At 69.1% G+C, this 23316-nt stretch carries 26 protein-coding genes; 10 read left to right on the top strand and 16 right to left on the bottom strand.

Going from position 1 to position 23316, the window contains the following annotated elements; all coding sequences use genetic code 11:
* Positions 1-9 precede the first annotated feature (9 nt).
* Positions 10-1377: an alpha/beta hydrolase family protein gene (locus IEV96_RS06300; protein WP_188509797.1), complete on the top strand. Its 1368-nt coding sequence runs from the start codon at positions 10-12 to the stop codon at positions 1375-1377.
* An 82-nt stretch (positions 1378-1459) separates the two neighbouring features.
* Here IEV96_RS06300 and ykgO read toward each other — a convergent pair whose 3' ends face one another.
* Positions 1460-1582: a type B 50S ribosomal protein L36 gene (gene ykgO, locus IEV96_RS06295; protein ID WP_188509796.1), complete on the bottom strand. Its 123-nt coding sequence runs from the start codon at positions 1580-1582 to the stop codon at positions 1460-1462.
* Positions 1583-1663: 81 nt separating this feature from the next.
* Positions 1664-2533, bottom strand: a complete 870-nt coding sequence (locus IEV96_RS06290) for an acyl-CoA thioesterase (protein ID WP_188509795.1) — start codon at positions 2531-2533, stop codon at positions 1664-1666.
* A 21-nt stretch (positions 2534-2554) separates the two neighbouring features.
* On the opposite strand from IEV96_RS06290, the gene IEV96_RS06285 reads away from it, so the two are divergent.
* Complete coding sequence (locus IEV96_RS06285; protein ID WP_188509794.1) at positions 2555-3232, top strand: DUF8185 domain-containing protein; 678 nt, start codon at positions 2555-2557, stop codon at positions 3230-3232.
* Between the two features lie 36 nt (positions 3233-3268).
* Here IEV96_RS06285 and IEV96_RS06280 read toward each other — a convergent pair whose 3' ends face one another.
* A complete protein-coding gene (locus IEV96_RS06280; RefSeq protein WP_188509793.1) occupies positions 3269-3859 on the bottom strand; it encodes a TetR/AcrR family transcriptional regulator in 591 nt (196 codons plus the stop codon).
* A gap of 102 nt (positions 3860-3961) precedes the next feature.
* Here IEV96_RS06280 and IEV96_RS06275 point away from each other — a divergent pair, with 102 nt between their 5' ends.
* Positions 3962-4906, top strand: coding sequence for a nucleoside hydrolase (locus IEV96_RS06275; RefSeq protein WP_188509792.1), 945 nt, complete (start codon positions 3962-3964; stop codon positions 4904-4906).
* A gap of 28 nt (positions 4907-4934) precedes the next feature.
* Here IEV96_RS06275 and IEV96_RS06270 read toward each other — a convergent pair whose 3' ends face one another.
* The 5 genes from IEV96_RS06270 to IEV96_RS06250 are packed head-to-tail and all read right to left on the bottom strand — an operon-like array spanning position 4935 to position 9144.
* Positions 4935-5279, bottom strand: a complete 345-nt coding sequence (locus IEV96_RS06270; RefSeq protein WP_188509791.1) for a UBP-type zinc finger domain-containing protein — start codon at positions 5277-5279, stop codon at positions 4935-4937.
* A 25-nt stretch (positions 5280-5304) separates the two neighbouring features.
* Positions 5305-6024 (bottom strand): DUF2510 domain-containing protein, encoded by a 720-nt coding sequence (locus IEV96_RS06265; RefSeq protein ID WP_188509790.1) that lies wholly within the window; start codon positions 6022-6024, stop codon positions 5305-5307.
* A gap of 42 nt (positions 6025-6066) precedes the next feature.
* Positions 6067-7713: an FAD-binding dehydrogenase gene (locus IEV96_RS06260; protein WP_188509789.1), complete on the bottom strand. Its 1647-nt coding sequence runs from the start codon at positions 7711-7713 to the stop codon at positions 6067-6069.
* 38 nt (positions 7714-7751) lie between these two features.
* Positions 7752-8753: an asparaginase gene (locus IEV96_RS06255; protein WP_188509788.1), complete on the bottom strand. Its 1002-nt coding sequence runs from the start codon at positions 8751-8753 to the stop codon at positions 7752-7754.
* Between the two features lie 4 nt (positions 8754-8757).
* Positions 8758-9144, bottom strand: coding sequence for a winged helix-turn-helix transcriptional regulator (locus IEV96_RS06250; protein WP_188509787.1), 387 nt, complete (start codon positions 9142-9144; stop codon positions 8758-8760).
* Positions 9145-9234: 90 nt separating this feature from the next.
* Between IEV96_RS06250 and IEV96_RS06245 the strand changes: the two genes are divergently transcribed.
* A complete protein-coding gene (locus IEV96_RS06245; protein ID WP_188509786.1) occupies positions 9235-10086 on the top strand; it encodes an SDR family oxidoreductase in 852 nt (283 codons plus the stop codon).
* Positions 10087-10164: 78 nt separating this feature from the next.
* Here IEV96_RS06245 and IEV96_RS06240 read toward each other — a convergent pair whose 3' ends face one another.
* The 7 genes from IEV96_RS06240 to pepN form a co-directional block, all read right to left on the bottom strand.
* Positions 10165-10596, bottom strand: a complete 432-nt coding sequence (locus tag IEV96_RS06240) for a globin (RefSeq protein ID WP_308419469.1) — start codon at positions 10594-10596, stop codon at positions 10165-10167.
* Positions 10593-11711 carry a mechanosensitive ion channel family protein gene (locus IEV96_RS06235; RefSeq protein WP_188509785.1) on the bottom strand — a complete coding sequence of 373 codons (1119 nt, stop codon included), beginning with the start codon at positions 11709-11711 and terminating at the stop codon, positions 10593-10595. Before IEV96_RS06235 ends, IEV96_RS06240 begins: the two co-directional genes overlap by 4 nt.
* Before the next feature lie 45 nt (positions 11712-11756).
* A complete protein-coding gene (locus tag IEV96_RS06230) occupies positions 11757-12437 on the bottom strand; it encodes a response regulator (protein WP_188509784.1) in 681 nt (226 codons plus the stop codon).
* On the bottom strand, positions 12434-13726 hold the full coding sequence (locus IEV96_RS06225; protein WP_188509783.1) for a sensor histidine kinase: 1293 nt from the start codon (positions 13724-13726) through the stop codon (positions 12434-12436). The genes IEV96_RS06230 and IEV96_RS06225 overlap by 4 nt, the downstream gene beginning before the upstream one ends.
* Before the next feature lie 10 nt (positions 13727-13736).
* On the bottom strand, positions 13737-14549 hold the full coding sequence (locus IEV96_RS06220) for an ABC transporter permease (RefSeq protein WP_188509782.1): 813 nt from the start codon (positions 14547-14549) through the stop codon (positions 13737-13739).
* Entirely contained in the window at positions 14546-15481 is a 936-nt protein-coding gene (locus IEV96_RS06215; protein WP_188509781.1) for an ABC transporter ATP-binding protein, read from the bottom strand. Before IEV96_RS06215 ends, IEV96_RS06220 begins: the two co-directional genes overlap by 4 nt.
* Positions 15482-15587: 106 nt before the next feature.
* Positions 15588-18134: an aminopeptidase N gene (gene pepN, locus IEV96_RS06210; protein WP_188509780.1), complete on the bottom strand. Its 2547-nt coding sequence runs from the start codon at positions 18132-18134 to the stop codon at positions 15588-15590.
* A gap of 96 nt (positions 18135-18230) precedes the next feature.
* Here pepN and IEV96_RS06205 point away from each other — a divergent pair, with 96 nt between their 5' ends.
* The gene (locus IEV96_RS06205; protein ID WP_188509779.1) at positions 18231-18593 is read left to right on the top strand and encodes a hypothetical protein; all 363 of its coding nucleotides are present in this window, start codon (positions 18231-18233) and stop codon (positions 18591-18593) included.
* Positions 18594-18620: 27 nt separating this feature from the next.
* Here IEV96_RS06205 and IEV96_RS06200 read toward each other — a convergent pair whose 3' ends face one another.
* Positions 18621-19295, bottom strand: coding sequence for a hypothetical protein (locus IEV96_RS06200; RefSeq protein ID WP_188509778.1), 675 nt, complete (start codon positions 19293-19295; stop codon positions 18621-18623).
* Between the two features lie 99 nt (positions 19296-19394).
* Here IEV96_RS06200 and IEV96_RS06195 point away from each other — a divergent pair, with 99 nt between their 5' ends.
* Genes IEV96_RS06195 through IEV96_RS06175 form a run of 5 tightly spaced genes read left to right on the top strand, consistent with a single transcriptional unit; the run spans position 19395 to position 23313 of the window.
* Positions 19395-20816: an NAD(P)/FAD-dependent oxidoreductase gene (locus IEV96_RS06195; protein WP_188509777.1), complete on the top strand. Its 1422-nt coding sequence runs from the start codon at positions 19395-19397 to the stop codon at positions 20814-20816.
* Positions 20813-21160 carry a cupin domain-containing protein gene (locus IEV96_RS06190; RefSeq protein ID WP_229733097.1) on the top strand — a complete coding sequence of 116 codons (348 nt, stop codon included), beginning with the start codon at positions 20813-20815 and terminating at the stop codon, positions 21158-21160. The genes IEV96_RS06195 and IEV96_RS06190 overlap by 4 nt, the downstream gene beginning before the upstream one ends.
* Positions 21161-21199: 39 nt before the next feature.
* Complete coding sequence (locus tag IEV96_RS06185) at positions 21200-21781, top strand: DinB family protein (RefSeq protein WP_188509776.1); 582 nt, start codon at positions 21200-21202, stop codon at positions 21779-21781.
* A 33-nt stretch (positions 21782-21814) separates the two neighbouring features.
* Complete coding sequence (locus tag IEV96_RS06180) at positions 21815-22300, top strand: ribose-5-phosphate isomerase (RefSeq protein ID WP_188509775.1); 486 nt, start codon at positions 21815-21817, stop codon at positions 22298-22300.
* Between the two features lie 44 nt (positions 22301-22344).
* Entirely contained in the window at positions 22345-23313 is a 969-nt protein-coding gene (locus IEV96_RS06175) for an Fpg/Nei family DNA glycosylase (RefSeq protein WP_188509774.1), read from the top strand.
* The last annotated feature ends 3 nt before the right edge of the window (positions 23314-23316 follow it).

Here is a 23316-nt window from a genome sequence, read left to right as displayed (position 1 = left end):
AGTTCGTTCGTGCCTTGGATCGATGTTGCCGCGGCAACGCTCATTCTGCTTTCGATCGTCGTCGCCACGGTCACCCGTCGGCGCAGTGCGGTGCCGGTAGTGATCGTCGGTGTCGCCGCCATCTCTACGCTCATACTCGGTTTCGTTCTCGAGGGTGCGCGCCCGGTCCTGTTGGCGATGGGGTGCAGTGCGCTGGTGGGCGCCGCCGTCGTGGTGTGGTTGCGGTCGGGTCGTCTGCCGCGCATCGCAGTCGCGACCGGCGTCGCTGTCGGGCTGGGCTGCCTCGGCCTCGCAGGGGGTGCGTGGGCGTTGCCGCCCGTCTACGTGGCAGCCCCGACCGGTGTGTACGACGTCGGGATCGATTCGGAAGTCTGGACCGACGACTCCCGCGATGCGCGCGGCGGGGATGCGGCGGGCGAGACCCGGTCGCTGCCGGCGACGATCTGGTACCCGGCGGCGGGTGGGGGCGAGCCGGCCCCCTATCTTCCCGAGCGTGACCGCGCTTCCGAGCTGACCGAGGCCCTCGCCGCGCAATACGGTGTCCCGGCTGTGCTGTTCGACAGCCTCGTTCGGGCTCGAGGTAACGCGACCTGGCAGGGCGAGCCCGCCGACGGCTCGTTTCCCGTCGTGATCGCCTCGCCCGGGCTCAATAGCACCCGCTGGTTCTTCACCTCGTGGGCGGAGGAGCTCGCCAGCAACGGCGTCGTCGTGATCGCACTCGACCATCCGTACGACGCACCGGTCGCAGAGCTCGCCGATGGAACATCGGCGTTCAGTGAACTGACGACTACCGGCGACGATGCGCGCGACCAGGCCTCCGCCGATCACTGGACGTCGATTCGTGCCGCCGACATGCGCGCCGTGATCGATCATCTCCGCAGCGACCAGGTTCCTCTGCCCGCACTGAAGTCCGCCGACACGACGGAGATCATCGCGGCGGGGCACTCGTTGGGAGGTGCTGCGGCTCTGGAAGCCGCGCGCCTCGACGATCGGATCGCGGGAGTCGTCGACATCGACGGGATGCCCCGCTCGCCAGACGGGGCGGCCCCGGTTCGACAGCCGGTGCTCGCCGTCGTGGCGGGGGATGCGGACCCGAACCCCGAATACGACGCGGCGCTCGATTCCCTTCTCGCGAACGGAACGGGTGCCGTTCTCGAGTTGGACGGGGTCGCTCACTTCGCCATGGTCGACGTGGGTCTGATGATTGCCCCCTTGCCCGGAATCACGGGCACACGCGGTGCGCACGGTCCGACGGCTGCCGCTCAGGCGACACTTCGCCTCATCGAGGCGGTGACCACGGGAACCGCGCTCGACGCGGATTCGCTCGCCGAACTCGGAGGGGTTTCCACGTCCAGCGATGCGGACAGCGCGGGATGACCGGTGGCGTTAAAAGCCGGAGGGCCCGCCGTTCGTGAACGGCGGGTCCTGTCAAGTGGCGGGCACTTCGGCTGCGACGGGTCTAACCCTGACGCGCCTTCATGCGCGGGTTGGCGCTGTTGATCACGAACGTGCGTCCGCGACGGCGCACAACCTGCGATCCGGGTGCCTTCTTGAGCGACTTGAGCGAATTACGTACCTGCATGGCCCACCAGCTTTCTTGTTGACTATTGTTATCAACAACACACCGGTCTAGATATTCCCGCTCTGGGAATGGTGCTCCCGGTCATCGCGACGGTACTCGCACCATGCCCTCCTGTGCAACGCTGGCCAGAAGTATGCCGTCCCGGGTGAAGATGCGACCGAGCGAGAGGCCGCGGCCGCCCACGGCGGTCGGCGACTCCTGCACGTAGAGCAACCAGTCGTCGACCCGGCCGAACCGGTGGAACCACATCGCGTGGTCGAGGCTCGCGGCCTTGAGTCCGGGTAGCGCCCACGGCACTCCGTGTCCGCGCATGATCGGCTCGAGGATCGAGTAGTCGCTCGCGTAGGCGAGGGCCGCGCGGTGCAGGTTGTCGTCATCGGGAAGCGCGCTCTTCGCCTTGAGCCAGACGGCCTGGTGCGGAACCTGCTCGCCCTCCACGGTGAAGTAGATCGGCGACGGCACGTGGCGCATGTCGAAGGCGCGCCCGTACGCCCAGTCGGCGGCAACGGGATGGTCGATTCCTTCGAGCGTCTCGGCCGCGCTCGGCAGCGACTCCGGCTCGGGAAGGCCGGTCGGCATCGACACCTGGTGGTCGAGGCCGTCGTCCAGGTCTTGGAACGAGGCGATCATCGACAGGATCGGGAGGCCGTTCTGATAGGCCTGCGTGCGCCTGGTCGAGAACGAGCGACCGTCGTGGATGCGGTCGACCGAGAACGTGATGGGCTGCGCGGCGTCACCCGGGCGCAGGAAGTAGCCGTGCATCGAGTGCACGAAGCGGTCTTCCGAAATAGTGCGCATCGCCGCGACGAGGGACTGCGCGAGCACCTGCCCGCCGAACACCCGGCCCATCGGTTGCGGTTGGCTGGGCCCGGTGAAAATGTCTTCGCTCGTGCGTGCGCCGGTGTCGGTCAGGTCGAGTGCAGCCAGAAGGCCGCTCACGGGGTCGCTCATGCCCTGTAGTTTAGAACGCAGATGAGCCAAGCATTCACCCTCCAGGATTCCCTCGCACTCGACGACCTCAGCACCTACCTGAGTCGCGCCGGCCGTGTCGAGGACGGTTCGGTGCGCCTCATCGCGGCGTCCGGTGTGCTCGCGGTCTACGTCGCGGTCTTCTATCCGTCGGGCCTGCTCGACGAGAGCCCGACGGTGCTGGGGCTGCGTACGTTCTCGTTGCCCGAGAAGGAGACCTTCGACGCGGTCGTGCCCGTCGGATCGCTGCTGCAGCGGATCGCCAACAAGAAAAGCGAAGTTTCGGATGCGGCGGCGCCCGTCACCGTGACGCTACCGATGCAGGTGCACACCGTATCGTGGGCGGCCATCTCGCCCCCGCGCGGCGGCTGGACGCCCCTGCCCGGCACCTCGAGCCGCATGCTCGACGAGGTGGCGCGTGCGGGCATCGATGCCGTTGCGGGCGCCATCCCCACCGGAACGGGCGAGCAGATCGTCCACCGCGTCCGTTCGGAGGTATGGGGCCAGCCCATCCGCGGGCTCGAACACGTTCCGGCCGGAGCGGGGTTTGCCGCGCTCAGTCTCGGCTTCCTCTCCGGCGACGAAGACGTGCAGATCTTCGAGACCGGACCATGGACGCGGCTCACCACGAAGCGCGGCCACGTTCTGGCGAAGCGCCGCGCCTGGACCCTCGCCCGCTGACCCTCGCCCGCTGACCCTCGCCCGCTGACCCTCGGGCTAGGCGAACGTCGCCACTCGTTCGGCCCAGCGGCCGGCGGCCGCCGCGAACGCGCGGTCGAGCATGACCGACGAGCCGCCGATCGCGCGCTCCAGCTGGAGGCCGCGCTGGAGTCCGACGATCTCGGCGGCCAGGTCGTCCGCCTCCGCAGAGGCGACGCCGTGCTGCCGTAGATACGCGGCGTACGAGCCGATCCACTCCGTCTGCAGGCCGTCGATGAAGGCCTCGTATGGCCCCGGGTTGTGCAGGGCGAGCGCGACGACCTGCAGGAAGAGCCGGATGAGCAGCAGCTGGTCGTCGGCCGAGACGAGCCGCCAGACCCGCACGAGTTCGCGCTCCACGTCGGCATCCGTGCCGCTCGGGCCGAGCAGGCTCGCGTCACGCACGGAGGAGAGCCGCGCCGCTTCGTCGAGCGCGTCGGTGATGAGCCGCTCGCGAGAGCCGAAGTAGTAGAGCAGCACGCGGTGGCTCGACCCGATCGCCTCGGCGAGAGTGCGCAGGCTGGTTTCGAGGACGCCGTGCTCGAGGAGGTAGTGCGCGGTAAGGCGCAGCAGTCGCTCGCGTTCGTCGGGCACAGGCTCGCCTTTCATGGCTGGGTATGCCTCGTGCGGGGTACACCGTCGTCGGCAATGAGGGGGACTTCGTACCAACTGGTACGATATCCCGATTGCCCTCTTAACGAAAGACTAACCGTGCCGATTCCCCTCCTCATCGATACCGACACCGCGGCAGACGACTGCTTCGCGCTGCTCGTCGGCCTGCTCGACCCGCGCGCCGACCTGCGCGGCATCACGATGGTGGCCGGCAACGTCGGATTCGACCAGCAGGTCGACAACGCCTTCCTCACGGTCGGGCTCGCCGGTCGCCTCGGCGAGGTGCCGGTGTTCCTCGGCGCCCGTGACCCGCTCGAACGCCCGTGGGCGAGCGCGGAGGACGTGCACGGCGACGGCGTGGGCGGGCTCAAGCGCCCTGACGACGGGCACGTGGCATCCGAAGAACACGCGGTCGACGCGATGATCCGCATCGCGCGCGAGCACAAGGGTGAACTGCGCATCGTCGCGATCGGTCCGCTCACGAACATCGCGCTGGCCGTGCGGAAAGATCCCGAGTTCGCGGCCAACGTGGGCAGCCTCTACGTCATGGGCGGATCGATCAACGCCCGCGGCAACATCACGCCGGCGGCCGAGTACAACATCTACGTCGACCCCGAGGCCGCCGACATCGTCTTCTCGGCCGGATTCGCCGACGTCGTCGTGATCAGCTGGGACCCGCTGACGATCACCGACGCCGTGTTCGACCAGGGCCGCATCGACCGCATCGCGGCGCTCGACACCCCGCTCGCGCGGTTCTTCGTGCGGGCCAATCAGGCGACCTTCGACTTCGACACGCGGGTCGGTCTCGCCGGCTCGTCGCACTGCGACTCGCTCACGGCGCTGCTCGCGATCGACCGCGGCTACGTGACCGCCGAGAGCCGCTACCGGCTCGAGGTCGAGACCGAGGGCACGATCACCCGCGGCGCGACCGTGTTCGACTGGCAGTCGGACGACAACAACGTGACGGCGATCGAGAAGGTCGACGGCGACAGGTTCTACGAGTACATGCTCGGCATGCTCGCGTCGACGCCCGTCGCAGAGTAGAGGGTCGCGCGGCGCACGACCACGGTCGTCAGCGCAGCAGGCTCTGCCAGTCGGCCGGTAGCCGGTCGGCCGGACCTGGCGCCGACTGGGTGAGCGGGTAGTGCTCGGGCGCGGCGAGTTGCGGCCCCTCGAACGTCTCGAGGCTGTCGAAGTCGTAGAACCAGCTCTCGCCGGGCTCGAAGCTGCGGATGACCGGGTGTCCGGTCTCGCGCCAGTGCGCCGTGCCGTGCTTCCCTAGCGAGTCGTCGCAGCAGCCGATGTGCCCGCACGCCGCGCACCGGCGCAGATGCAGCCACCATCCGCCGTCGGCCTCGCACTCCACGCAGCCGGAGCCGCTCGGTGCCACTGACGGGTCGATTCCTGTGTCGGTCATGTCGCCAGCCTATTCACCCCTCGGGTCAGGGCACCATGCCGGAGTCCAACACGGCGCCGACCGCGACCACGGCGGCAACGATGCCGAGCGCGAAGTTGACCACGATGAGCGCGAGGTTCACCACCATCGGAGCCAGTCCGGAGCCGACCCGACGGCGCACGACGATCGAGCGACCGACCATGTAGACGGGCACGCCGATCACCGAGAAGAAGATCCACGCCCAGTGGAACGGGCGGGGGACCCCGGCGTTTTTGAGCGCACGCCAGTCGAGCACACCCAACAGCACGCTGAGGCCGATCATCACCCAACCGATAGCGCCCTGCACGATGTCGACGGGAGCGACGAGGGGCGCGTTCGGGTCGAGGGAGTCGGCCAGGATCTGGTCGAAGTTGACGAGCGTGTAGATGTTGCTGATCAGCCCGACGACGGGAAGCACCGCCAGCGCCCAGATGAAGGGCGTGTAGGGCGAGGTGCCCTCGGGCGCGGAGAGTTCCTCGGCGCCGTAGGCGGGGGCGTTCGCGTGGGCCGGGGCGTTGCCATAGGCCGGCGCGTAGGCGGGTGACGGCGAGCTGCCGTAGGCGGCGAGGTCGCCGGCAGGGGGCGTGTGCCCGACGGGTGCGGCCGCCGGCGCGGTTTCGCCGTACGTGTCGGACCAGCCGAAACCGTTCCACCAGCGCGTGCGGTCACTGCCCGCGGGGTCGGGGTACCAGCCGGCGGGCGGCGGTGAAGAGTTGACATCCGTCATGAGGCTCCCTCGGGTCGTGCGCAAATCCTATCGAATCCCGGCTCAGCCGCGCGCGACCGCCCGACCCGCCTCTCGGCCGCTGAAGATGCAGCCGCCGAGGAAGGTACCCTCGAGCGAGCGGTACCCGTGCATCCCGCCGCCCCCGAAGCCGCTCGCCTCGCCCGCCGCGAACAGTCCGGGAACGGGGTCGCCGCTGCCGCCCCGCAGGGCCTGCCCGTCGAGATTCGTCTCGATACCGCCGAGCGTCTTGCGCGTGACGACGTGCAGCTTCACCGCGATGAGCGGCCCGGCCTTCGGGTCCTGCAGCTTGTGTGGCTTAGCCACGCGGATGAGCTTGTCGCCGCGGTAGTTGCGCGCCTGCCGGAGGTCGTTGACCTGCGCGTCCTTCGAGAACGGATTGTCGAGCTGGCGGTCGCGGTACTCGACCTCCTGTCTCACCCGGGCGGGATCGATGACCCCGTCGTCGATCATGGCGAGCAACTCGTCGAGCGTGTCGGCGACGTGGAAGTCGACCCCTTTTTCTTTGAAGGCCTCGACGGGACCGGTGGCGCCCTTGCCCAGGCGCTGTTTCGCGAGCTCCCGCACGCTCTTGCCGGTGAGGTCGGGGTTCTGTTCGCTGCCCGAGAGCGCGAACTCCTTCTCGATGATGGACTGGGTCAGGATGAACCAGGAGTGGTCGTAGCCCGTGGTGCGCAGGTGCCGCAGCGTTCCGAGCGAGTCGAAGCCGGGAAACAGCGGCACCGGCAGGCGTTTGCCCGTGGCATCCAACCACAGGCTCGACGGCCCGGGGAGGATGCGTATCCCGTGCCGCGCCCACACCGGGTCGTAGTTCGTGATGCCCTCGACGTAGTGCCACATGCGGTCGCCGTTGACCAGGTGCGCGCCGGCCTCGTCGGCAATGGTCAGCATGCGGCCGTCGACGTGGGCGGGCACCCCGCTCAGCATGTGCTGCGGCGGTGCGCCCAGGTCGGCCGGCCAGAGTTCGCGCACGAGCTCGTGGTTGCCGCCGATGCCCCCGCTCGTCACGATCGTCGCGCCCGCGTGCAGTTCGAAGTCGCCGACGACGTCCCGGTTGCTCGCCACGCCGCGGGCGGCGGGGTCGGGTGCGAGCAACGCGCCGCGCGCCCCGACCACCGCGCCGTCGGTCACCACGAGACCGTCGACCCGGTGGCGGAACCGCAGCGTCACGAGCCCGCGGTCGACGCCCTCCCGCACCGCCCGCGCGAACGGTTCGACGACGCCCGGCCCCGTGCCCCAGGTGATGTGGAAGCGGGGCACGGAGTTGCCGTGCCCGTTCGCCGTGTAGCCGCCCCGTTCGGCCCAGCCGACGACAGGGAAGAAGCTCACGCCGCGCTCCCGCAGCCAGGCGCGCTTCTCGCCCGCGGCAAACTGCAGGTAGGCCTCGGCCCAGCGCCTCGGCCAGCGGTCGTTCTCGCGGTCGAAGCCGGCGGAGCCCAGCCAGTCCTGCCGGGCGAGCTCGAGCGAGTCGCGGATCCCCATGCGTCGCTGTTCGGGCGAATCGATGAGGAACAGCCCGCCGAACGACCACCAGGCCTGGCCGCCGAAGTTCGACTCCGGCTCCTGCTCGAGCACCGTGACGGTCTTTCCCGCCGCCACGAGTTCGGCCGTGGCGACCAGGCCGGCGAGGCCCGCGCCGATCACGATCGCGTCGGATTGCTGCTGCGGCATAAGACTCCTTTGTCTGACGCTGGCTGTTTCTGGAGAGACTAGTAGGTGTCGAAGATGCGCTGGATCTCGTCGTGGTCGCGCGTGACGGTCAGGGCGAGGCAGGCGAGGATGCGGGCGCGCTGAGGGTTCTGGTCGTCGACCGAGATCCAGCCGTTCACCTCGGCGCGGCTCGCGCCGACGGCCGTGACGTGGCCGCTGCCCGTGCGGGTGGCGCGCACGACGATGCTGCCGGCGAGGCGGGCGGACTCGAGAGGCTCGATCATGCGGGTGGAGACGGTTCCGTTGCCGAAGCCGGCGTGCACGATCACGGCGTAGCGTGCCGCGGCCAGCAACTCGCCCACCGAGTCGTCGAGACCGGAGTGGGCGTAGACGACCGCGGCCTTGGGCAGGGCGTCGACGGCGCCAAGGCGGAACTCGGTCGCGGTCGTGTGCGGGCGGACGACCGCGCGGTAGTAGAGCACGCGGCCGCCGACGACCACCCCGAGCGGACCGTAGGCGGACGCGAACGAGTCGACGCGCAGGCTCGTCGACTTGGACACGTCGCGCGCGGAGTGGATCTCGTCGTTGAGCACGACGAGGACGCCCTGGCCGATGCTGGCGGGGGCGGATGCCGCGGCGACCGCCGCGTAGAAATTCAGCGGCCCGTCTGCGCTGAGTGCGCTGGCCGGCCGCATCGCGCCCGTGAACACCACGGGTTTGGCGGAGTCGAGCACGAGGTGCAGGAAGTAGGCGGACTCCTCGAGCGTGTCGGTGCCGTGGGTGACCACGACGCCGTCGACCTCGGGCGATGCGAGCAGCGCGTCGACGCGGCGGGCCAGCGCGAGGAGTACCTCGTCCGTGACATCCGACGAATCGATGCTGGCGAACTGTTCGCCCCTGAGGTCGGCGAGCGAGCGCGCCTCTGGGACCGCGTCGATCAGGGCGTCGACCCCGCTCGTGCCGGCCCGGTACCCCGTGGTGTCGGTCGTCGATGCCGCGGAACCGGCAATCGTGCCTCCCGTGGCGACAACGACGATGCGGGGGAGGGCGGTGGCGGTCATCGTCCTATTGTGCCCGCTGCGGGCCGGCGACGATCTCGTCGGCGTTGTCGGCGATCCAGCCCATCAGCGGCAGCAGACGGTCGGCCAGTTCGCGGCCGAGCGGGGTGAGGCTGTAGTCGACGCGCGGCGGGATCGTCGGTTGTGCCTCCCGCAGCACGAGCCCGTCGGCCTCGAGGGTGCGCAGGGTCGAGGCGAGCATCTTCTCGCTGATGCCCTCGATGGTGCGGCGTAGTTCGCCCCAGCGCAGCGACTGCTGTGAGAGGGCGATCAGCACGAGGACGCCCCACTTGCTCGTGACGTGGTCGAGCACGGTTCGGGATGGGCAGTTGGCGGGCAGCACTCCGGCCGTGAAGCCGAAGCCGGTGAGGTTGTGCATCATACTTACGTCCATGTGGGTAACTTACCTGAAAGTGGGTACACTCGCCGAGGAATGTATCGTGGCGAGCCCCGGTTCTCGTAGGTACCAACCCGAAAGGACACCATGTCTCTCGTCATCACCGGTGCAACCGGCCAGCTCGGACGCCTCGTCGTCGAATCCCTCCTCGCCCGCGGTACCGCGGCCACCGACATCGTCGCTACCGGGCGCTCGGTCGGTAAGCTCGCCGACTTCGCCGCACGCGGCGTCACCGTCGCCGAGCTCGACTACACCAAGCCCGAGACGGTCGCGGCCGTGGTCAGGCCGGGTGACACGCTGCTACTCGTCTCGGGGAGCGAGGTCGGGCAGCGCGCCAGCCAGCACGCCACCGTGATCGCCGCGGCGAAAGAGGCCGGCGTCGCGCGCATCGTCTACACGAGCGCGCCGGCCGCCACGACGTCGGCGTTGGTGCTCGCACCCGAGCACAAGTCGACCGAGGAGGCGCTCGTCGCATCCGGCGTCCCCTTCACCATCCTGCGTAACGGCTGGTACACCGAGAACTATGCCGGCGAGGTGGAGAAGGGCCGCGAGAACGGCGCGATCGTCGCGAGCGTCGGCGACGGCCGCGTCGCGAGCGCGAGCCGCAAGGACTACGCGGAGGCCGCCGCCGTCGTGCTCGTCGACGAGGGCCACGAGGGCGAGGTCTACGAGCTCTCGGGCGACGTCGCCTGGAGCTTCGACGAGCTCGCCGCCGCTATCTCCGACATCGTCGGCCGCGAGGTCGTGTACACGCGCCTCACCCCCGAGGACCACGCGACGCTGCTCGCCTCGTTCGGACTCGACGAGGGCACCGTCGGTTTCGTCGTCGCGCTCGACGGCAACATCCGTGACGGTCTGCTCGGCGTGACGACCGGGGACCTCGCGCGCCTCATCGGCCGCCCGACGACGCCGCTCGCCGAGGGCCTGGCCGGGGCGTAGGCCGCCCGCGGCCGTATCGAGACCCGCCGTCGGAGTCCGATACGGCCGCCGCGCGACCTCCTCGACAGGCAGCGGAGGTCACTCCTCGAACGTGTTCACCATCGCGTGGGCCGCGCGCTCGAGGTAGGCCCAGAGAGTGGCGTCGTGCAGCGGCGAGAGCCCGAGCGAGTCGACCGCGGCGCGCATGTGCTGCAGCCAGCGGTCGCGTGCGTCGGGGTTGACCTTGAACGGCATGTGCCGCTGGCGCAACCGTGGGTGACCGCGCTCTTCGGAGTAGGTGCCGGGGCCGCCCCAGTACTGCTCGAGAAATCCGGTGAGGCGCTGGATGGCACCCTCGAGGTCGGCCTCGGGATACATCGGGAGCAGCACGGGGTCGGTGGCTACGCCCTCGTAGAACCGGCGCACGAGTCGTTCGAACGTGGGGCGCCCGCCGACCTGCTCCCAGAAGTTGCCCTGCACGCTCTCACCGCTCTGGCTGAGCCGGAGGGTCACGGGGTTCGGTTCGCTCATTCCTTCGCGCCTTTCGTGCCTTGCGGCTTGGCCGGCTCGTCGGGGCTGTAGCCTCGCGGATCGGCGGGGGGAGCGGCCGTGACGCGCTTCGCCCGCGGCGCCTTGACCGCGGTCGGCTGCACGGTGACCGGCTTGGTCTTCGGCGGGCGGGCGCCCTTGACGCTCGTCGCCCCCTCGAACCCGCTGAGGGTGATCGAGTTGAGCGCGGGCATTCTGACGTCCATCTCGTCGAGCGCCCGCTTGAGCCGGCTGCGCAGCTCGCGGGCCACGTCGTCTTTCGCCGCCGATCGCGTCTTGACCACAATGCGCACGACGATGGCCTCGGCCGAGATCGACTCGATGCCCCAGATCTCGGGCCGCTCCAGCATGCGGCTGCGCCACTTCGGGTCGGTCGCGAGGGCCACGCCGGTCTCGAGCATGCGCTCCTGCACGGCCTCGACGTCGGCGTCGTAGGGAACCGCGAGGTCGATGATGACGCGCGACCAGCCCTGCGACATGTTGCCGACGCGCAGAATCTCGCCGTTGCGCACGAACCAGAGTGTGCCATTCACGTCGCGCACCTTGGTGATGCGGATGCCGACGTCTTCGACCACGCCGGTGGCGGGCCCCAGGTCGACGACGTCGCCCACTCCGACCTGGTCTTCGGCGACCATGAACAGGCCGCTCAGCACGTCTTTCACGATGTTCTGGGCGCCGAAACCGAGACCGGCACCGAGAGCCGCGGTGATGAGCGAGAAGGCCCCGATGATGTCGGGGAACAGCGCCACGATGCTGAGGAGCAGCGCGAGGGTGACGACCACGGCCGTGACCACGTTGTTGAGCACGCTGCCGAGGGTGCGGGTGCGCTGCACGACGCGCACGGCGGCGAGCGGTGAGGCGAACAGCGCCTGAGTGTCTTCGACGTTCTGCTTCTTCTTTACCCCGTGTACGACGCGGTCGACGAGCCGGTTGATGACGAGCTGCAGCACGAGGCGCACCGCGATGGCCACGAGGATGATCACGACGACCTGCAGGGGCGGGGTCGCGGCGTAGAAGGCGGAGATGTTCGCCCAGGTGCCGGCCCAGTCGATGCCGGGCGCCGGCGCGGTATCGGGAGGAGTTTCAGTCAGAACCATATTGCTCCCAGTCTATTCTTTGCCCCCTGACAGGGCCCGGGGTGCTCAGCCGACGAGCCCGCGCTCGTAGACGAAGATCACGGCCTGCACGCGGTCACGCAGGTCGAGCTTCTGCAACACCCGGCCGACGTGCGTCTTCACCGTCGACTCGGCGACGAAGAATCGTTCCGCGATCTCGCCATTCGAGAGTCCCTCGCCGATCGCGGTCAGGATCTCGCGCTCGCGCGGGGTGAGGGCGGCGAGCGCGTCGTGCACGGGTGGGTCGGTCGCGGGCAGCCGGTCGCCGAACAGTTCGAGCATGCGCCTCGTCACCCGCCCCGAGATCGCGGCCTCGCCGCCCGCGACGGCGCGCACCGCGGCGAGCAGCTCTTCCGGCCGGGTGTCCTTCACCAGGAAGCCGCTCGCCCCCGACCGCAGGCCGCCGAACGCGTACTCGTCGAGGTCGAACGTGGTGAGGATGATCACCCGCGACTGCGGAGAACGTTCCAACAGCGCCCGGGTGGTCGCGATACCGTCGAGGCCGGGCATGCGCACGTCCATCAGCACCACGTCGGGGCGCAGGTCCTCCGCTAGGCGGAGGGCATCGGTGCCGTTCGCGGCCTCGCCCACGACCCGGATGCCCGGTTCGGCCTCCAGGAGCATGCGGAATCCCATGCGCACGAGGGCCTGGTCGTCCACGAGGAGCAGGCGGATGTCCGTGGTCGCGTGTGCTGCAGCATCCGTCATTCTCTGGTGTCCTTTTCGATGGCGGAGTCTTCGTCGACTGCGGAGGGGGAGTCGTGGTTGAGGGTGGCGACGACCGACCAACCGCCTCCCGGTCGGGGCGCGGATTCGACCGTCCCGCCGTAGAGCGCCACGCGTTCGCGCATGCCCACGGTGCCGCGGCCGCTGCCGGGGGTCGGCGTCTCGACCACGGGGCCGTCGTTGGTCACGGCCACGGTGACCTCGCTCGGGTCGTACCGCACGATCACGTCGGCCACGGCCGGTATGGCGGAGTGGCGCAGCACGTTGGTGAGCGACTCCTGCACCAGCCGGTAGACGGTGAGCTGCTCGGCGGGGTCGGTGGGCGGGCTGCCCTCCGAGCTGAAGCGCACGACGAGGCCGGCCGCCCGGAAGCGCGCGACCAGCTCGCCCAGGTCGGCGATGCCCGGCTGGGGGCCCAGCTCGCCGGGGAGCCCGTCGTCGAGCAGCCCGAGCATGCGGCGCATGTCGGTGAGCGCCTGGCGACCGGTCTCGGCGACCTGGCGCATGGCGTCGGCGGCCCGCTCGGGGTTCGCCGTCGTGGTGGCGGCGGAGCCCTCGGCGAGGGTGACCATTACGGTCAGGCCGTGCGAGACGATGTCGTGCATCTCGCGTGCGATGCGGGCGCGCTCGTCGGCCGCGGCGAGCCTGGCCTGCTGGTCGCGTTCCCGCGCCAGCTGGGCGGCGCGGTCGAGCAGGGCGACCACGTAGCGTCGGCGGTTTCCGACGTTGATGGCGACGAGCACGACGATGAGGAGGAAGACAGCCCCGGCGAGGTGGTTCGCGACGACCAAGCCGAACTCTTCGGGCGCCACGGCGCTTACGTAGGTGCCGGCCACCGTGATGACGACGACGGAACCGGCGAACCCGATCCAGACCGCCCGCACCGAACCGTAGACGGCGAGAGCGTAGAGCGCATAAGCCGGGAGGGCCGTGTCGACGGCGCTCCAGGCGGCGGCCGAAAGGATCACGAGGACCCAGGACACCACGAGCACCGTCCACGGGCGATTGCGGCGGAAGAGCAGCAGCAGGGTGCCGAAGATGTCGAGCGCGAGGCCGAACGGCACGATCTCGCCGCCGCTGAACTCGGGCCCGAAGGTGGGGCCGATGTGCAGCGTGATCGCGGGCCCGCCGTAGCTAGCGGCGATGAGCGCGTCGGTCCAGCGCGGGTGGCGGTACCAGAACTGCCGGATGACACCCGGCGGCTTCGGCAGACGCAGGTCTCCCTCGACCGGAACGTCGTTCCGATCGAGGGAGGAGGGCCTGGCTGTCATTCCGTGGACTCTACGCGTCCCGACGCTTCAGCAGTACCGCTCCGGCGATGAGGCTGACGGCGACCCAGGCGAGCACGACCAGCAGGTTCTCGCCCTGGCTGAGCTCGCCGCCCGGGCTGAAGATGCCGGTGCCGGCCGTGGCGAACATGTAGGGCGAGATGTCCATTGCCCACTGGGCCTGCGTGATCCCGATGACCGCCGAGATGATGGTCGGGAGCAGCAGGATGATCCCCAGGGTCGCGGCGATTCCGCCGGCGCTGCTGCGCAGCACCGTACCGAGGCCGAGCGCGAACACCGAGACGAGTGCCAGGTAGAGCGCGGCGAGCACGAGGTTGCCGAGGAGGGTGGTGTCGCCGAAGTCGGCGTGGATGCCGTACCCCGCGAGGATCGGGAGGGCGATGAGCAGCCCGCCGAACACGCTGAGCAGACCGACCACGAAGGTCGCCACGAACAGCACGATAGCCTTCGCGGCGAGCGCCGGCAGGCGCTTCGGCACGGCGGTGAGAGTGGAGCGGATCATGCCGGTCGAGTACTCGCCGCTGACGACGAGGACTCCGAGCACGGCGACCACCAGCTGGGCGATGTAAATGCCGAAGGTGACCGTCTGCACGACGATGTCGTTGTGCATCTCGGCGGGCGGCACCTGCTCGCTGAAGTTGAAGGTCCAGGCGAGCAGCCCCGCGACGGCGAGCGAGCCGACCACGACGATCGCGTACGACCACACGGTGGAGCGCAGACTGCGCAGCTTGATCCACTCGGAGCGGATGATGCCGATCGCCGAGAGACGCGAGTCGGGGCGGGCGGCGAGGGTGGTGGCGGTCATCGGGCTGCCTCTTCCGTGTTCGTGGCGCGGGTGCCCGCGTGGTATTCGACGTCGTCCTGGGTGAGTTCCATGTAGGCCTCCTCGAGTGACGCGCCGACGGGGGTGAGCTCGTGCAGGGGGATTCCCGCCTGCGCGGCGGCATCGCCGATCACCGGGGCGGTGAGACCCGTGACGGTGAGGGCGTTCTGTTCGGTCGTGGTGATCGTGACGTCGGCACCCTGCAGCAGCGCGGCCAACTGGTCGGCGCGCGGACTGCGCAGCCTGACCGAGGTGCGCGTGGAACCGGCGAGGATGTCGGCGACGGGCGCATCCGCGATGATTTTTCCGCGTCCGAGCACGATGAGGTGGTCGGCGGTGAGCGCCATCTCGCTCATGAGGTGGCTGGAGAGGAAGATGGTGCGACCCTCGCCGGCGAGGTGACGCGCGAGCTGGCGCACCCACATGACGCCCTCGGGGTCGAGTCCGTTGACGGGTTCGTCGAGGATGAGGGTCGCGGGGTCGCCGAGCAGGGCGGCCGCGATCCCGAGCCGCTGGCCCATGCCGAGCGAGAATCCGCCGACGCGCTTGCCGGCGACCGACTCGAGGCCGGTGAGGCCGATGACCTCGTTGACGCGGGCCTTGCCGATGCCGTGGGTGGCGCCCATGGCGAGCAGGTGGTTGTAGGCGCTCCGACCGGTGTGGATGGCCTTCGCGTCGAGCAGGGCGCCGACCTCGCGCAGGGGAGCGGCGTGCGCGGCGTACGGCTTGCCGTTGACGATCACGCTGCCCTCGGTCGGACGGTCGAGTCCGACGATCATGCGCATCGTGGTCGACTTGCCGGCGCCGTTCGGGCCGAGAAAGCCGGTGACGATGCCCGGCTTGACGGTGAAGCTGATGTCGTTGACGGCGGTCTTCGCCCCGTAACGCTTGGTGAGTCCTTCTGCCTGAATCATGGTTCCAGACTACGGAGTCGGGGATTCGTCAGGATCGGGCGCGAGGGGGATATTGGGAGCGCACCGTAATACCGGAGTACTACGGTGCGCCCTCGACCGCGTGCGGCTAGCGGGCGTCGCGCGCCTGGACGTTCAGCGCGCGCTCGACCCCGGCGAGGTTCTCGGTGACCAGACGGCGCAGGGCCGGTGTCTCCGGGTTCGCCACGAGCCACGACTGGGTGGCGGCGACCAGCGCGCTGGAGGCCAGCGGCGCCGGGTAGAGGCCGACGACGAGCGTCTCGGCGATCGAGTGCGAGCGGTTCTTCCACACGTCGGAGAGCATCGCGAAGTAGTCGTCGACGAGCGGCTCCAGCGCGGCGGGATCGTTCACGTGCTGGAAGCCGACCGCGGTCTGGCGCACGATCGCGTTGGGCAGCTCGTCGGTGGCGACCAGCGAGCGGAAGGCCGCGAGCTTGTCGTCCGCCGACGGCAGGGCGGCACGGGTGCGCGCCGCGGCCTGCTGTCCGTTCGACGTGTTGTCGGCCGCGAGCGCCGCGTCGATCTCGGCGGCGCCGATCGCGCCGTTGACCGCGAGTCCCTCGAGGATCTCCCAGCCGAGGTCGGTGTCGATCTCGAGCGAGTCGAGCGTGACCGAGCCGTCGCGCAGGCCGCGCAGGGTCTCCACGTGGGCCGGCGTCGACGCGATGTTGGCGAAGAACTTCACGAACTGGAACTGGGCGTCGGATCCGGCCTCGGCCTTCTTCGCGAGCGTCCAGAGCTCGTCGCCCACCTGCTCGATGGTCTCGGCGCGGGTCGACGGGTCGACGTACAGCCGCGCCGCGGTCGTCAGCTGACCGAGGGTCGTGCGGATCGTGGTCGACTCGGTCTCGGTCGCGATGTTGCCCAGCACGAGTCGCACGTAGTCGCGCGCAGGGGTCTCGCCGTCGCGGGTCGAGTCCCAGACGGAACCCCACACGAGCGCACGGGCCAGCGGGTTCTCGATGGCCGCGAGGTGTTCGATGGCCACCTCGAGCGACTCAGGGTCGAGCCGCACCTTGGCGTACGCGAGGTCGTCGTCGTTGATCAGCAGCAGGTCGGGCTTCTTCTTGCCGACGAGAGCCGCGACATCCGTCTGCTCTCCATTGACGTCGATCTCGTACCGTTCGGTGCGCACGAGCTTCTTGCCCTCGAAGTTGTAGAAGCCGATCGCGAGGCGGTGCGGGCGGATCGTGGGGTAGTCGATCGGCGCGGTCTGCAGCACCGAGAACTCCGTGATCGTGCCGTGGGCCGTGGTCTCGACGGCGGGACGCAGGGTGTTCACGCCTGCGGTCTCGAGCCAGAGCGCGCTCCAGCCGCTGAGGTCGCGGCCGCTCGTGACCTCGAGCTCGCTGAGCAGGTCGGTCAGCTCGGTGTTGCCGTAGGCGTTCTTCTTGAAGTACGCGGCGACGCCGGCGAAGAACGCGTCGATGCCGACCCAGGCCACCAGCTGCTTGAGCACCGAGCCGCCCTTGGCGTAGGTGATGCCGTCGAAGTTGACCAGCACGTCCTCGAGGTCGTTGATCGTCGCGACGACCGGGTGGGTCGACGGCAGCTGGTCCTGGCGGTAGGCCCAGCTCTTCTCCATCGCCTGGAACGTCGTCCATGCCTCGGTCCACTCGGTGGCCTCCGCGGCGGCGATCGTCGACGCCCACTCGGCGAACGACTCGTTCAGCCAGAGGTCGTTCCACCACTTCATGGTCACGAGGTCGCCGAACCACATGTGGGCGAGCTCGTGCAGGATCGTGATGACGCGGCGTTCCTTGACGGCGTCGGTCACCTTCGAGCGGAAGACGTAGGTCTCGGTGAATGTGACGGCGCCCGCGTTCTCCATCGCGCCGGCGTTGAACTCGGGCACGAAGAGCTGGTCGTACTTCTCGAAGGGGTAGGCGAAGTCGAACTTCTCCTCGAAGTAGGCGAAGCCCTGGCGCGTCTTCTCGAAGATGTAGTCGGCGTCGAGGTACTCGAAGAGCGACTTGCGGGCGTAGATGCCGAGCGGGATGACGCGGCCGTCGCGGCTCGTGAGCTCCGAGGTGATCACGTCGTAGGGTCCGGCGATGAGCGCGGTGACGTAGCTCGAGAGCACGGGGGTGGGGGAGAAGCTCCAGACCGCCTTGTCGGTCCCGGGGACCGGGTCGGCCACGGGCGTCGGGGAGTTGCTCACGACGGCCCACGCCGACGGCGCGATCACGGTGAACTGGAACGTGGCCTTGAGGTCGGGCTGCTCGAACACGGCGAACACGCGACGGCTGTCCGGCACCTCGAACTGCGAGTAGAGGTAGACCTCGCCGTCGACGGGGTCGACGAAGCGGTGCAGGCCCTCGCCCGAGTTCGTGTATTCGGCGTCGGAGACGACGACGAGGGAGTTCTCGGCGGCGAGGCCGCCGAGCTGGATGCGCACGCCGTCGTTGACGACGGCGGGGTCGAGGGCGGTTCCGTTGAGCGTGACCGAGCGGACCTGCCGCGAGAGGTGGTCGATGAAGGTGGATGCCCCCGCTTGCGCCGTGAAGGTCACCTCGGTGGTCGAGAGGAAGACTTCGTCTCCCGTGGTCAGGTCGAGCGTGACGTTGTAGCTCTGAACATCGACCAGCGCCTTTCGTTCCTGCGCTTCGACTCGGGTGAGGTTCTCTCCTGGCACGGGTGGGCCTTTCTCTGGTTCCGCTCGGTTTGTGTCCGAGAAACGAGCTTAGTCGTGGCGGATCGTCCGGCCGCCGAGGCCCGCTAGCATGACGGCATGCGCATTCCTCAGGTTCTCGTCATCGCCGTGCTCGGAGTCGGTGTGCTCGGCGGCTGCTCCTCGGTCGACGTCGCGACCGCGCTCACGACGCGCGACACCGTGGCCGCCGATGCGGAGGCCAAGGCGGCGTTGATGAACGCGACCGTGACGGCGACGGCCTACTTCATCTCCACGCCGGATGCGCAGACGGTCACCGTCGACGAACTCGGCCTGCAACCGGGCCGGTCGGACATCTCCCTGCACGTGTCCTCGCCGGAGGACTTCTGCTTCGACACCACGTCGGCCTCGGGCTCGGTCTTCAAGGCCACGGGCGCGGGCGGGGCGGGCGAAGGCGCCTGTGTCGCGGGTGTCGACTACTGATAGCTCGGACCCGCCTTAACCGGCGTACTAAACGGTGACGCGCTCCCGCCGGGTCGGTGCGACCACGCGACCGGTCGCGGCATCGCGGGCGCAGTCGTCGATCGTCGCCGAGAGCAGCCGGAACAGCCGGTCGTCGGAATCCTCGACGCAGGCCTCGGCCATACCGATGATCGAGAGCGCCACCATCTTGTCGACGGTCCACGAGTCGAGCCGCGTCTTCGAGGTGCCCACCGAGGAGAGGAACGCGCGCGCCCACTTCTCCGCCGACGGAGCCTGATCGAAAGCAGACCGGATGACTCCGCGCAGGTGTTCGGCCATCGGGCCGGTCTGCGTCGCGAGCAGCGCTTCGCAGTGCGCGAGTCCCACCGAGATGGCTCGCTGCCGGGATTCGCTCGCGATCGGCAGCGCGGCCGCCGAGGAGCGCACGCCCACGATGAGGCGAATCCGGTCGTCCGGCCCGTGCAGGCCGATGACCGAGGGGATCAACGGAACGAGCCTGCCCCGAGCGTCGTCGCTCGTGCAGTCGTTGACCGCGCGTGCCAGCGCGGCGATCGCGGGGTGCGTGCACGACGGGTGGTCGCTCCACCTCTCGCCGGCCAGGTGCGAGGCGTACTCCATAAAGCAGGCGCCGCGCTTGGGCGAACGATGTCTGCCGACGGAGAGCACGGGCAGGAACTCGGGTATCTGGTTCGTTTTGGGCATCTTATGCCTCCACAGAGAGTGAGATCGTGCCTCTAAGTGTGCGCCCGAATTCGTCGATTGACCAGTGTTAAATCGGGGGTTGCGGCCTACTGTTGAGGCATGGCCGAGACCGTGTTCGATCGCTCGCACATCGACGACGCGGTGGTCGCCCGCTCGCTCGGTGGAAGCAGCCTGCAGCCGTTCTGGCTCGACGGCCTCGACGTGCCGTCGTGGCCGCAGCTCACCGGATCGCACCACGTCGACCTCGTGGTCGTCGGCGGCGGGTACACGGGACTCTGGACGGCCCTCCTCGCCAAACAGCGGGACCCGGATGCCAGGGTGGCGGTTCTCGAGGGACGATCCGTCGGTTGGGCGGCGTCCGGCCGCAACGGCGGCTTCGTCGAGGCGAGCCTCACCCACGGCGAGGCCAACGGCGAGAGGCGCTATCCCGCGGAGATGGACCAGCTCACCCGGCTCGGCATGCAGAACCTCGACGAGATCGAAGCCACCGTCGTCTCATCCGGCTGGGACTGCGATTTCGAACGCACCGGGACCCTCGCGGTGGCCGTCGAACCGCACCAGGTCGATGAACTGCGGGCCGCGCACAACGGCGACACCGAGATCTTCTTCGATCAGTCCGCCCTGCACGCGCAGCTCGACTCACCGACCTATCTGGCCGGACTGTGGAGCACGCGTTCGACGGCGCTCGTGCACCCGGGCAAGCTCGTCGCCTCCCTCGCGAGGGCCTGCGCCGATGCGGGCGTCGAGATCTTCGAGCGGTCGGCGGTGCGCGGACTCGACAGCGGCTCGACCAGGGACGCGATCGTCGTCGAGACGAAACAGGGGTCGGTGATCGCCAAACGCGTCGCCCTCGCCACCAACGCCTTCCCCTCTCTGCTCGGGCGCTACCGACTGCACACCGTGCCCGTCTACGACTACGTGTTGATGACCGAGCCGCTCACCGACGCCCAGCTCGCCCGGGTCGGCTGGGGCTCGCGGCAGGGTGTGGCCGACCTCGGCACCCAGTTCCACTACTACCGGCTGAGCGCCGACAACCGCATTCTCTGGGGCGGGTACGACGCGATCTACCACTTCGGCGGCCGCATCCGGCCCGAATACGACGACCGGCCGGCGAGCTTCGAGAAGCTCGCCCGCCACTTCTTCACGACCTTCCCGCAGTTGGAGGGCGTGAAGTTCAGCCACCGCTGGGGTGGGGTGATCGATACGTCGACGCGCTTCTCGGCCTTCTTCGGCCGTGCGAAGCAGGGACGCGTCTCGTACGCCGCCGGTTTCACCGGCCTCGGAGTCGCCGCGTCGCGATTCGCGGCGAACGTGATGCTCGACCACCTCGGCGGACTCCAGACAGAGCGCACCGAACTGCAGATGGTGAAGAGCGTGCCGCCGCCGTTCCCGCCCGAACCCGCCGCGTTCCTGGGCGTGCAGGCCACCCGGTGGGCGCTCGACCGCGCCGACCACAACGCGGGGAAGAGGAACCTCTTGCTCAAGACTCTGGATGCCGCGGGGCTGGGGTTCGACTCGTGACCGCGGTCGAGGGGCTCGACCCCGTCGTGGCCCTCGCGGTCGACGTGCCACTCGACGCCGTGCAGGTCGACGACGTGCTCGACGGTGAGCCCGCCACCGGCACCGTCGTGCTCGGCGAGTTCGACGGCCGTGAGTACGGGGTCTGGGAGATAACGCCGGGAGCCATGAGCGACGTCGAGAACGACGAGTTCTTCGTGGTGGTCGCCGGAGCGGGCTCGGTGGAGTTCCTCGACGACGAGGTGGTCGTGCATCTCGTGCCCGGCTCGGTCATGACGCTTTCGGCGGGCGCGCGCACCATCTGGACGGTGACGCAGACCTTGCGCAAAGTCTGGATGGCCACCTGACCCTGCCGCGGTGACGGTGGTGGCTGCTAGCTTTCGAGAATGAAACAGCGCGATCTCTTTCTCCTCTCTGACGCGGCGTTGCGCGACGTGATCGACCGCATCCATCCCGACCAGCTCGAACTGCCCGCGCCCGCGGAGTGGACGCTCACCCCCGATCCCACCCTGCTCGATGTCGTGGCGGCACACGCCTATGACGAGGCATGGGTGCCCGACGTGCTCGCCGGCCGCACGATCGACGAGGTCGGCGACAAGTACGGGGGAGACCTGCTCGGCGGCGACGAACTCGAGAGCTACGACCTGCTCAACGACGCCGCGACGGTCGCCGTGAACCGTCCGCTCTCGGCCGACGACATCGTGCACCTCAGCTATGGCGACTTCCCGGTGTCGGTGTACTTCGAGCACGCGGCAAGCTATCGCGCGTTCCAGGCATGGTCGATCGCCAAGCTCATCGGTCTCGACTGGTCGCTGCAGCCCGAGCTCGTCGACCTGCTCTGGGAGATCGTGCTGCCGCAGGTCGACGCGTGGCGCGAAATGGGCATCTTCGGGCCCGAGGTACCGGTGTCCGACGACGCCGACCGCGAGACCCAGCTGCTGGGCAAGACCGGCCACTGGCGGCCGTAATCGGCACGGCGGCGGCACAGGCAGAATAGAACCATGCGCATCCACATCGCGACCGACCACGCCGGACTCGAATTCAGCGAAGACCTCCAGAACCACCTCGCGGCCGCCGGCCACGACGTGGTCGATCACGGTCCGACCAGCTACGAGCCACTCGACGACTACCCGAGCTTCTGCATCAACGCGGCCCAGGCCGTCGTCGAAGATCAGGCGCAGGGCATCGCCGCCCTCGGTGTCGTTTTCGGGGGTTCGGGCAACGGCGAGCAGATCGCCGCGAACAAGGTGCGTGGCGTGCGCGCCGCCCTCGTCTGGAACGTGTCGACCGCCGAGCTCGCCCGCCAGCACAACGACGCCAACGTGATCTCGATCGGCGCGCGCCAGCACACCGTCGACGAAGCGAAACTGTTCATCGACACGTTCATCGCCACTCCGTTCACCGGCGAGGAGCGTCACGCCCGCCGCATCGCCCAGCTCGCCGAGTACGAGACCACCGGGTCGATCGCGGGCCACCAGATCGACTAGCACCGCCCGTTTCGATCCGACCTGTTTTCGATCAGAGGAGCCTCGTGCCCGAGGGACATTCGGTCCACCGCATCACCCGCCAGTTCGCCCTGCACTTCGTGGGCAAGACGATCGCCGCGTCGTCGCCGCAGGGACGCTTTGCGGGGGGCGCATCCGAAATCGACGGTCTCGAGATGACCGACGCCAAGGCCGTGGGCAAGCAGATGTTCCTCGAGTTCGACCACCGCCTCTGGCTGCGCGTGCATCTCGGAATGTACGGCGCGTGGGACTTCGCCGGCAACATCACGGCAGACGCGACCACCGCCTCGGCGGGCGGGCGCATGGGGCAGACCAACCAGCGCGGCACGGTGATCGTCGACGACGCCGAGCCGTCGCTCTCCAGCATCGGTGCGCCCCGCCGGCTGCGCATGGCCGAACAGGAACGACTCGGTGAGGCGCTCGACACATTCCCGCCCGAGCCGATCGGCGCGGTGCGGGTGCGGCTGCTCGCGAGCGACACCGTGGCCGACCTGCGCGGCCCCACGGCGTGCGAGGTGCTGCAGCCCGAAGAGGTGCAGGCCGTGATCGCGAAGCTCGGCCCCGACCCGCTCGTCGACGAACCGGCCGAGGGGCTCGAGCGCTTTGTCAGCACCGCTATCAAGAAGGCGACGCCCATCGGTCTGGTGCTCATGGACCAGAACGTCGTGAGCGGCATCGGCAACGTCTACCGCGCCGAACTGCTGTTCCGCGCCCGGCTCGACCCGCACAAGCCCGCGAAGCTCGTGCCGCGTGAGACCCTCGAGGAGCTCTGGAAAGACTGGACCTACCTGCTCGGAGTCGGGGTGTCCACCGGCCAGATGCTCACCATGAACGGACTCACCGACGAGCAGTACGTCAACGCTCTCGCCCGGCGCGACGACCGGCACTGGGTGTATCACCGCACCGGCAAGCCGTGCCGGGTGTGCGGGACCCCGATCGTCATGGAGATGGCGGCGGGCCGCAAGCTGTACTTCTGCCCGGTAGACCAGACTTGATGC

Origin of the sequence: Conyzicola nivalis, from assembly GCF_014639655.1 — a bacterium.
GTDB lineage: Bacteria > Actinomycetota > Actinomycetes > Actinomycetales > Microbacteriaceae > Conyzicola > Conyzicola nivalis.
The sequence above is the reverse complement of the archived record's forward strand: the minus strand, read 5'-3'. Positions and strand labels throughout refer to the sequence as shown.

Bases quoted from the DNA above. Each gene is read 5' to 3' on its own strand.
- ykgO (WP_188509796.1), bottom strand. From the start codon at position 1,582: ATGCAGGTACGTAATTCGCTCAAGTCGCTCAAGAAGGCACCCGGATCG.
- IEV96_RS06290 (WP_188509795.1), bottom strand. From the start codon at position 2,533: ATGAGCGACCCCGTGAGCGGCCTTCTGGCTGCACTCGACCTGACCGAC.
- IEV96_RS06285 (WP_188509794.1), top strand. From the start codon at position 2,555: ATGAGCCAAGCATTCACCCTCCAGGATTCCCTCGCACTCGACGACCTC.
- IEV96_RS06280 (WP_188509793.1), bottom strand. From the start codon at position 3,859: ATGAAAGGCGAGCCTGTGCCCGACGAACGCGAGCGACTGCTGCGCCTT.
- IEV96_RS06270 (WP_188509791.1), bottom strand. From the start codon at position 5,279: ATGACCGACACAGGAATCGACCCGTCAGTGGCACCGAGCGGCTCCGGC.
- IEV96_RS06265 (WP_188509790.1), bottom strand. From the start codon at position 6,024: ATGACGGATGTCAACTCTTCACCGCCGCCCGCCGGCTGGTACCCCGAC.
- IEV96_RS06260 (WP_188509789.1), bottom strand. From the start codon at position 7,713: ATGCCGCAGCAGCAATCCGACGCGATCGTGATCGGCGCGGGCCTCGCC.
- IEV96_RS06255 (WP_188509788.1), bottom strand. From the start codon at position 8,753: ATGACCGCCACCGCCCTCCCCCGCATCGTCGTTGTCGCCACGGGAGGC.
- IEV96_RS06250 (WP_188509787.1), bottom strand. From the start codon at position 9,144: ATGGACGTAAGTATGATGCACAACCTCACCGGCTTCGGCTTCACGGCC.
- IEV96_RS06245 (WP_188509786.1), top strand. From the start codon at position 9,235: ATGTCTCTCGTCATCACCGGTGCAACCGGCCAGCTCGGACGCCTCGTC.
- IEV96_RS06240 (WP_308419469.1), bottom strand. From the start codon at position 10,596: ATGAGCGAACCGAACCCCGTGACCCTCCGGCTCAGCCAGAGCGGTGAG.
- IEV96_RS06235 (WP_188509785.1), bottom strand. From the start codon at position 11,711: ATGGTTCTGACTGAAACTCCTCCCGATACCGCGCCGGCGCCCGGCATC.
- IEV96_RS06230 (WP_188509784.1), bottom strand. From the start codon at position 12,437: ATGACGGATGCTGCAGCACACGCGACCACGGACATCCGCCTGCTCCTC.
- IEV96_RS06225 (WP_188509783.1), bottom strand. From the start codon at position 13,726: ATGACAGCCAGGCCCTCCTCCCTCGATCGGAACGACGTTCCGGTCGAG.
- IEV96_RS06220 (WP_188509782.1), bottom strand. From the start codon at position 14,549: ATGACCGCCACCACCCTCGCCGCCCGCCCCGACTCGCGTCTCTCGGCG.
- IEV96_RS06215 (WP_188509781.1), bottom strand. From the start codon at position 15,481: ATGATTCAGGCAGAAGGACTCACCAAGCGTTACGGGGCGAAGACCGCC.
- IEV96_RS06205 (WP_188509779.1), top strand. From the start codon at position 18,231: ATGCGCATTCCTCAGGTTCTCGTCATCGCCGTGCTCGGAGTCGGTGTG.
- IEV96_RS06200 (WP_188509778.1), bottom strand. From the start codon at position 19,295: ATGCCCAAAACGAACCAGATACCCGAGTTCCTGCCCGTGCTCTCCGTC.
- IEV96_RS06195 (WP_188509777.1), top strand. From the start codon at position 19,395: ATGGCCGAGACCGTGTTCGATCGCTCGCACATCGACGACGCGGTGGTC.
- IEV96_RS06185 (WP_188509776.1), top strand. From the start codon at position 21,200: ATGAAACAGCGCGATCTCTTTCTCCTCTCTGACGCGGCGTTGCGCGAC.
- IEV96_RS06180 (WP_188509775.1), top strand. From the start codon at position 21,815: ATGCGCATCCACATCGCGACCGACCACGCCGGACTCGAATTCAGCGAA.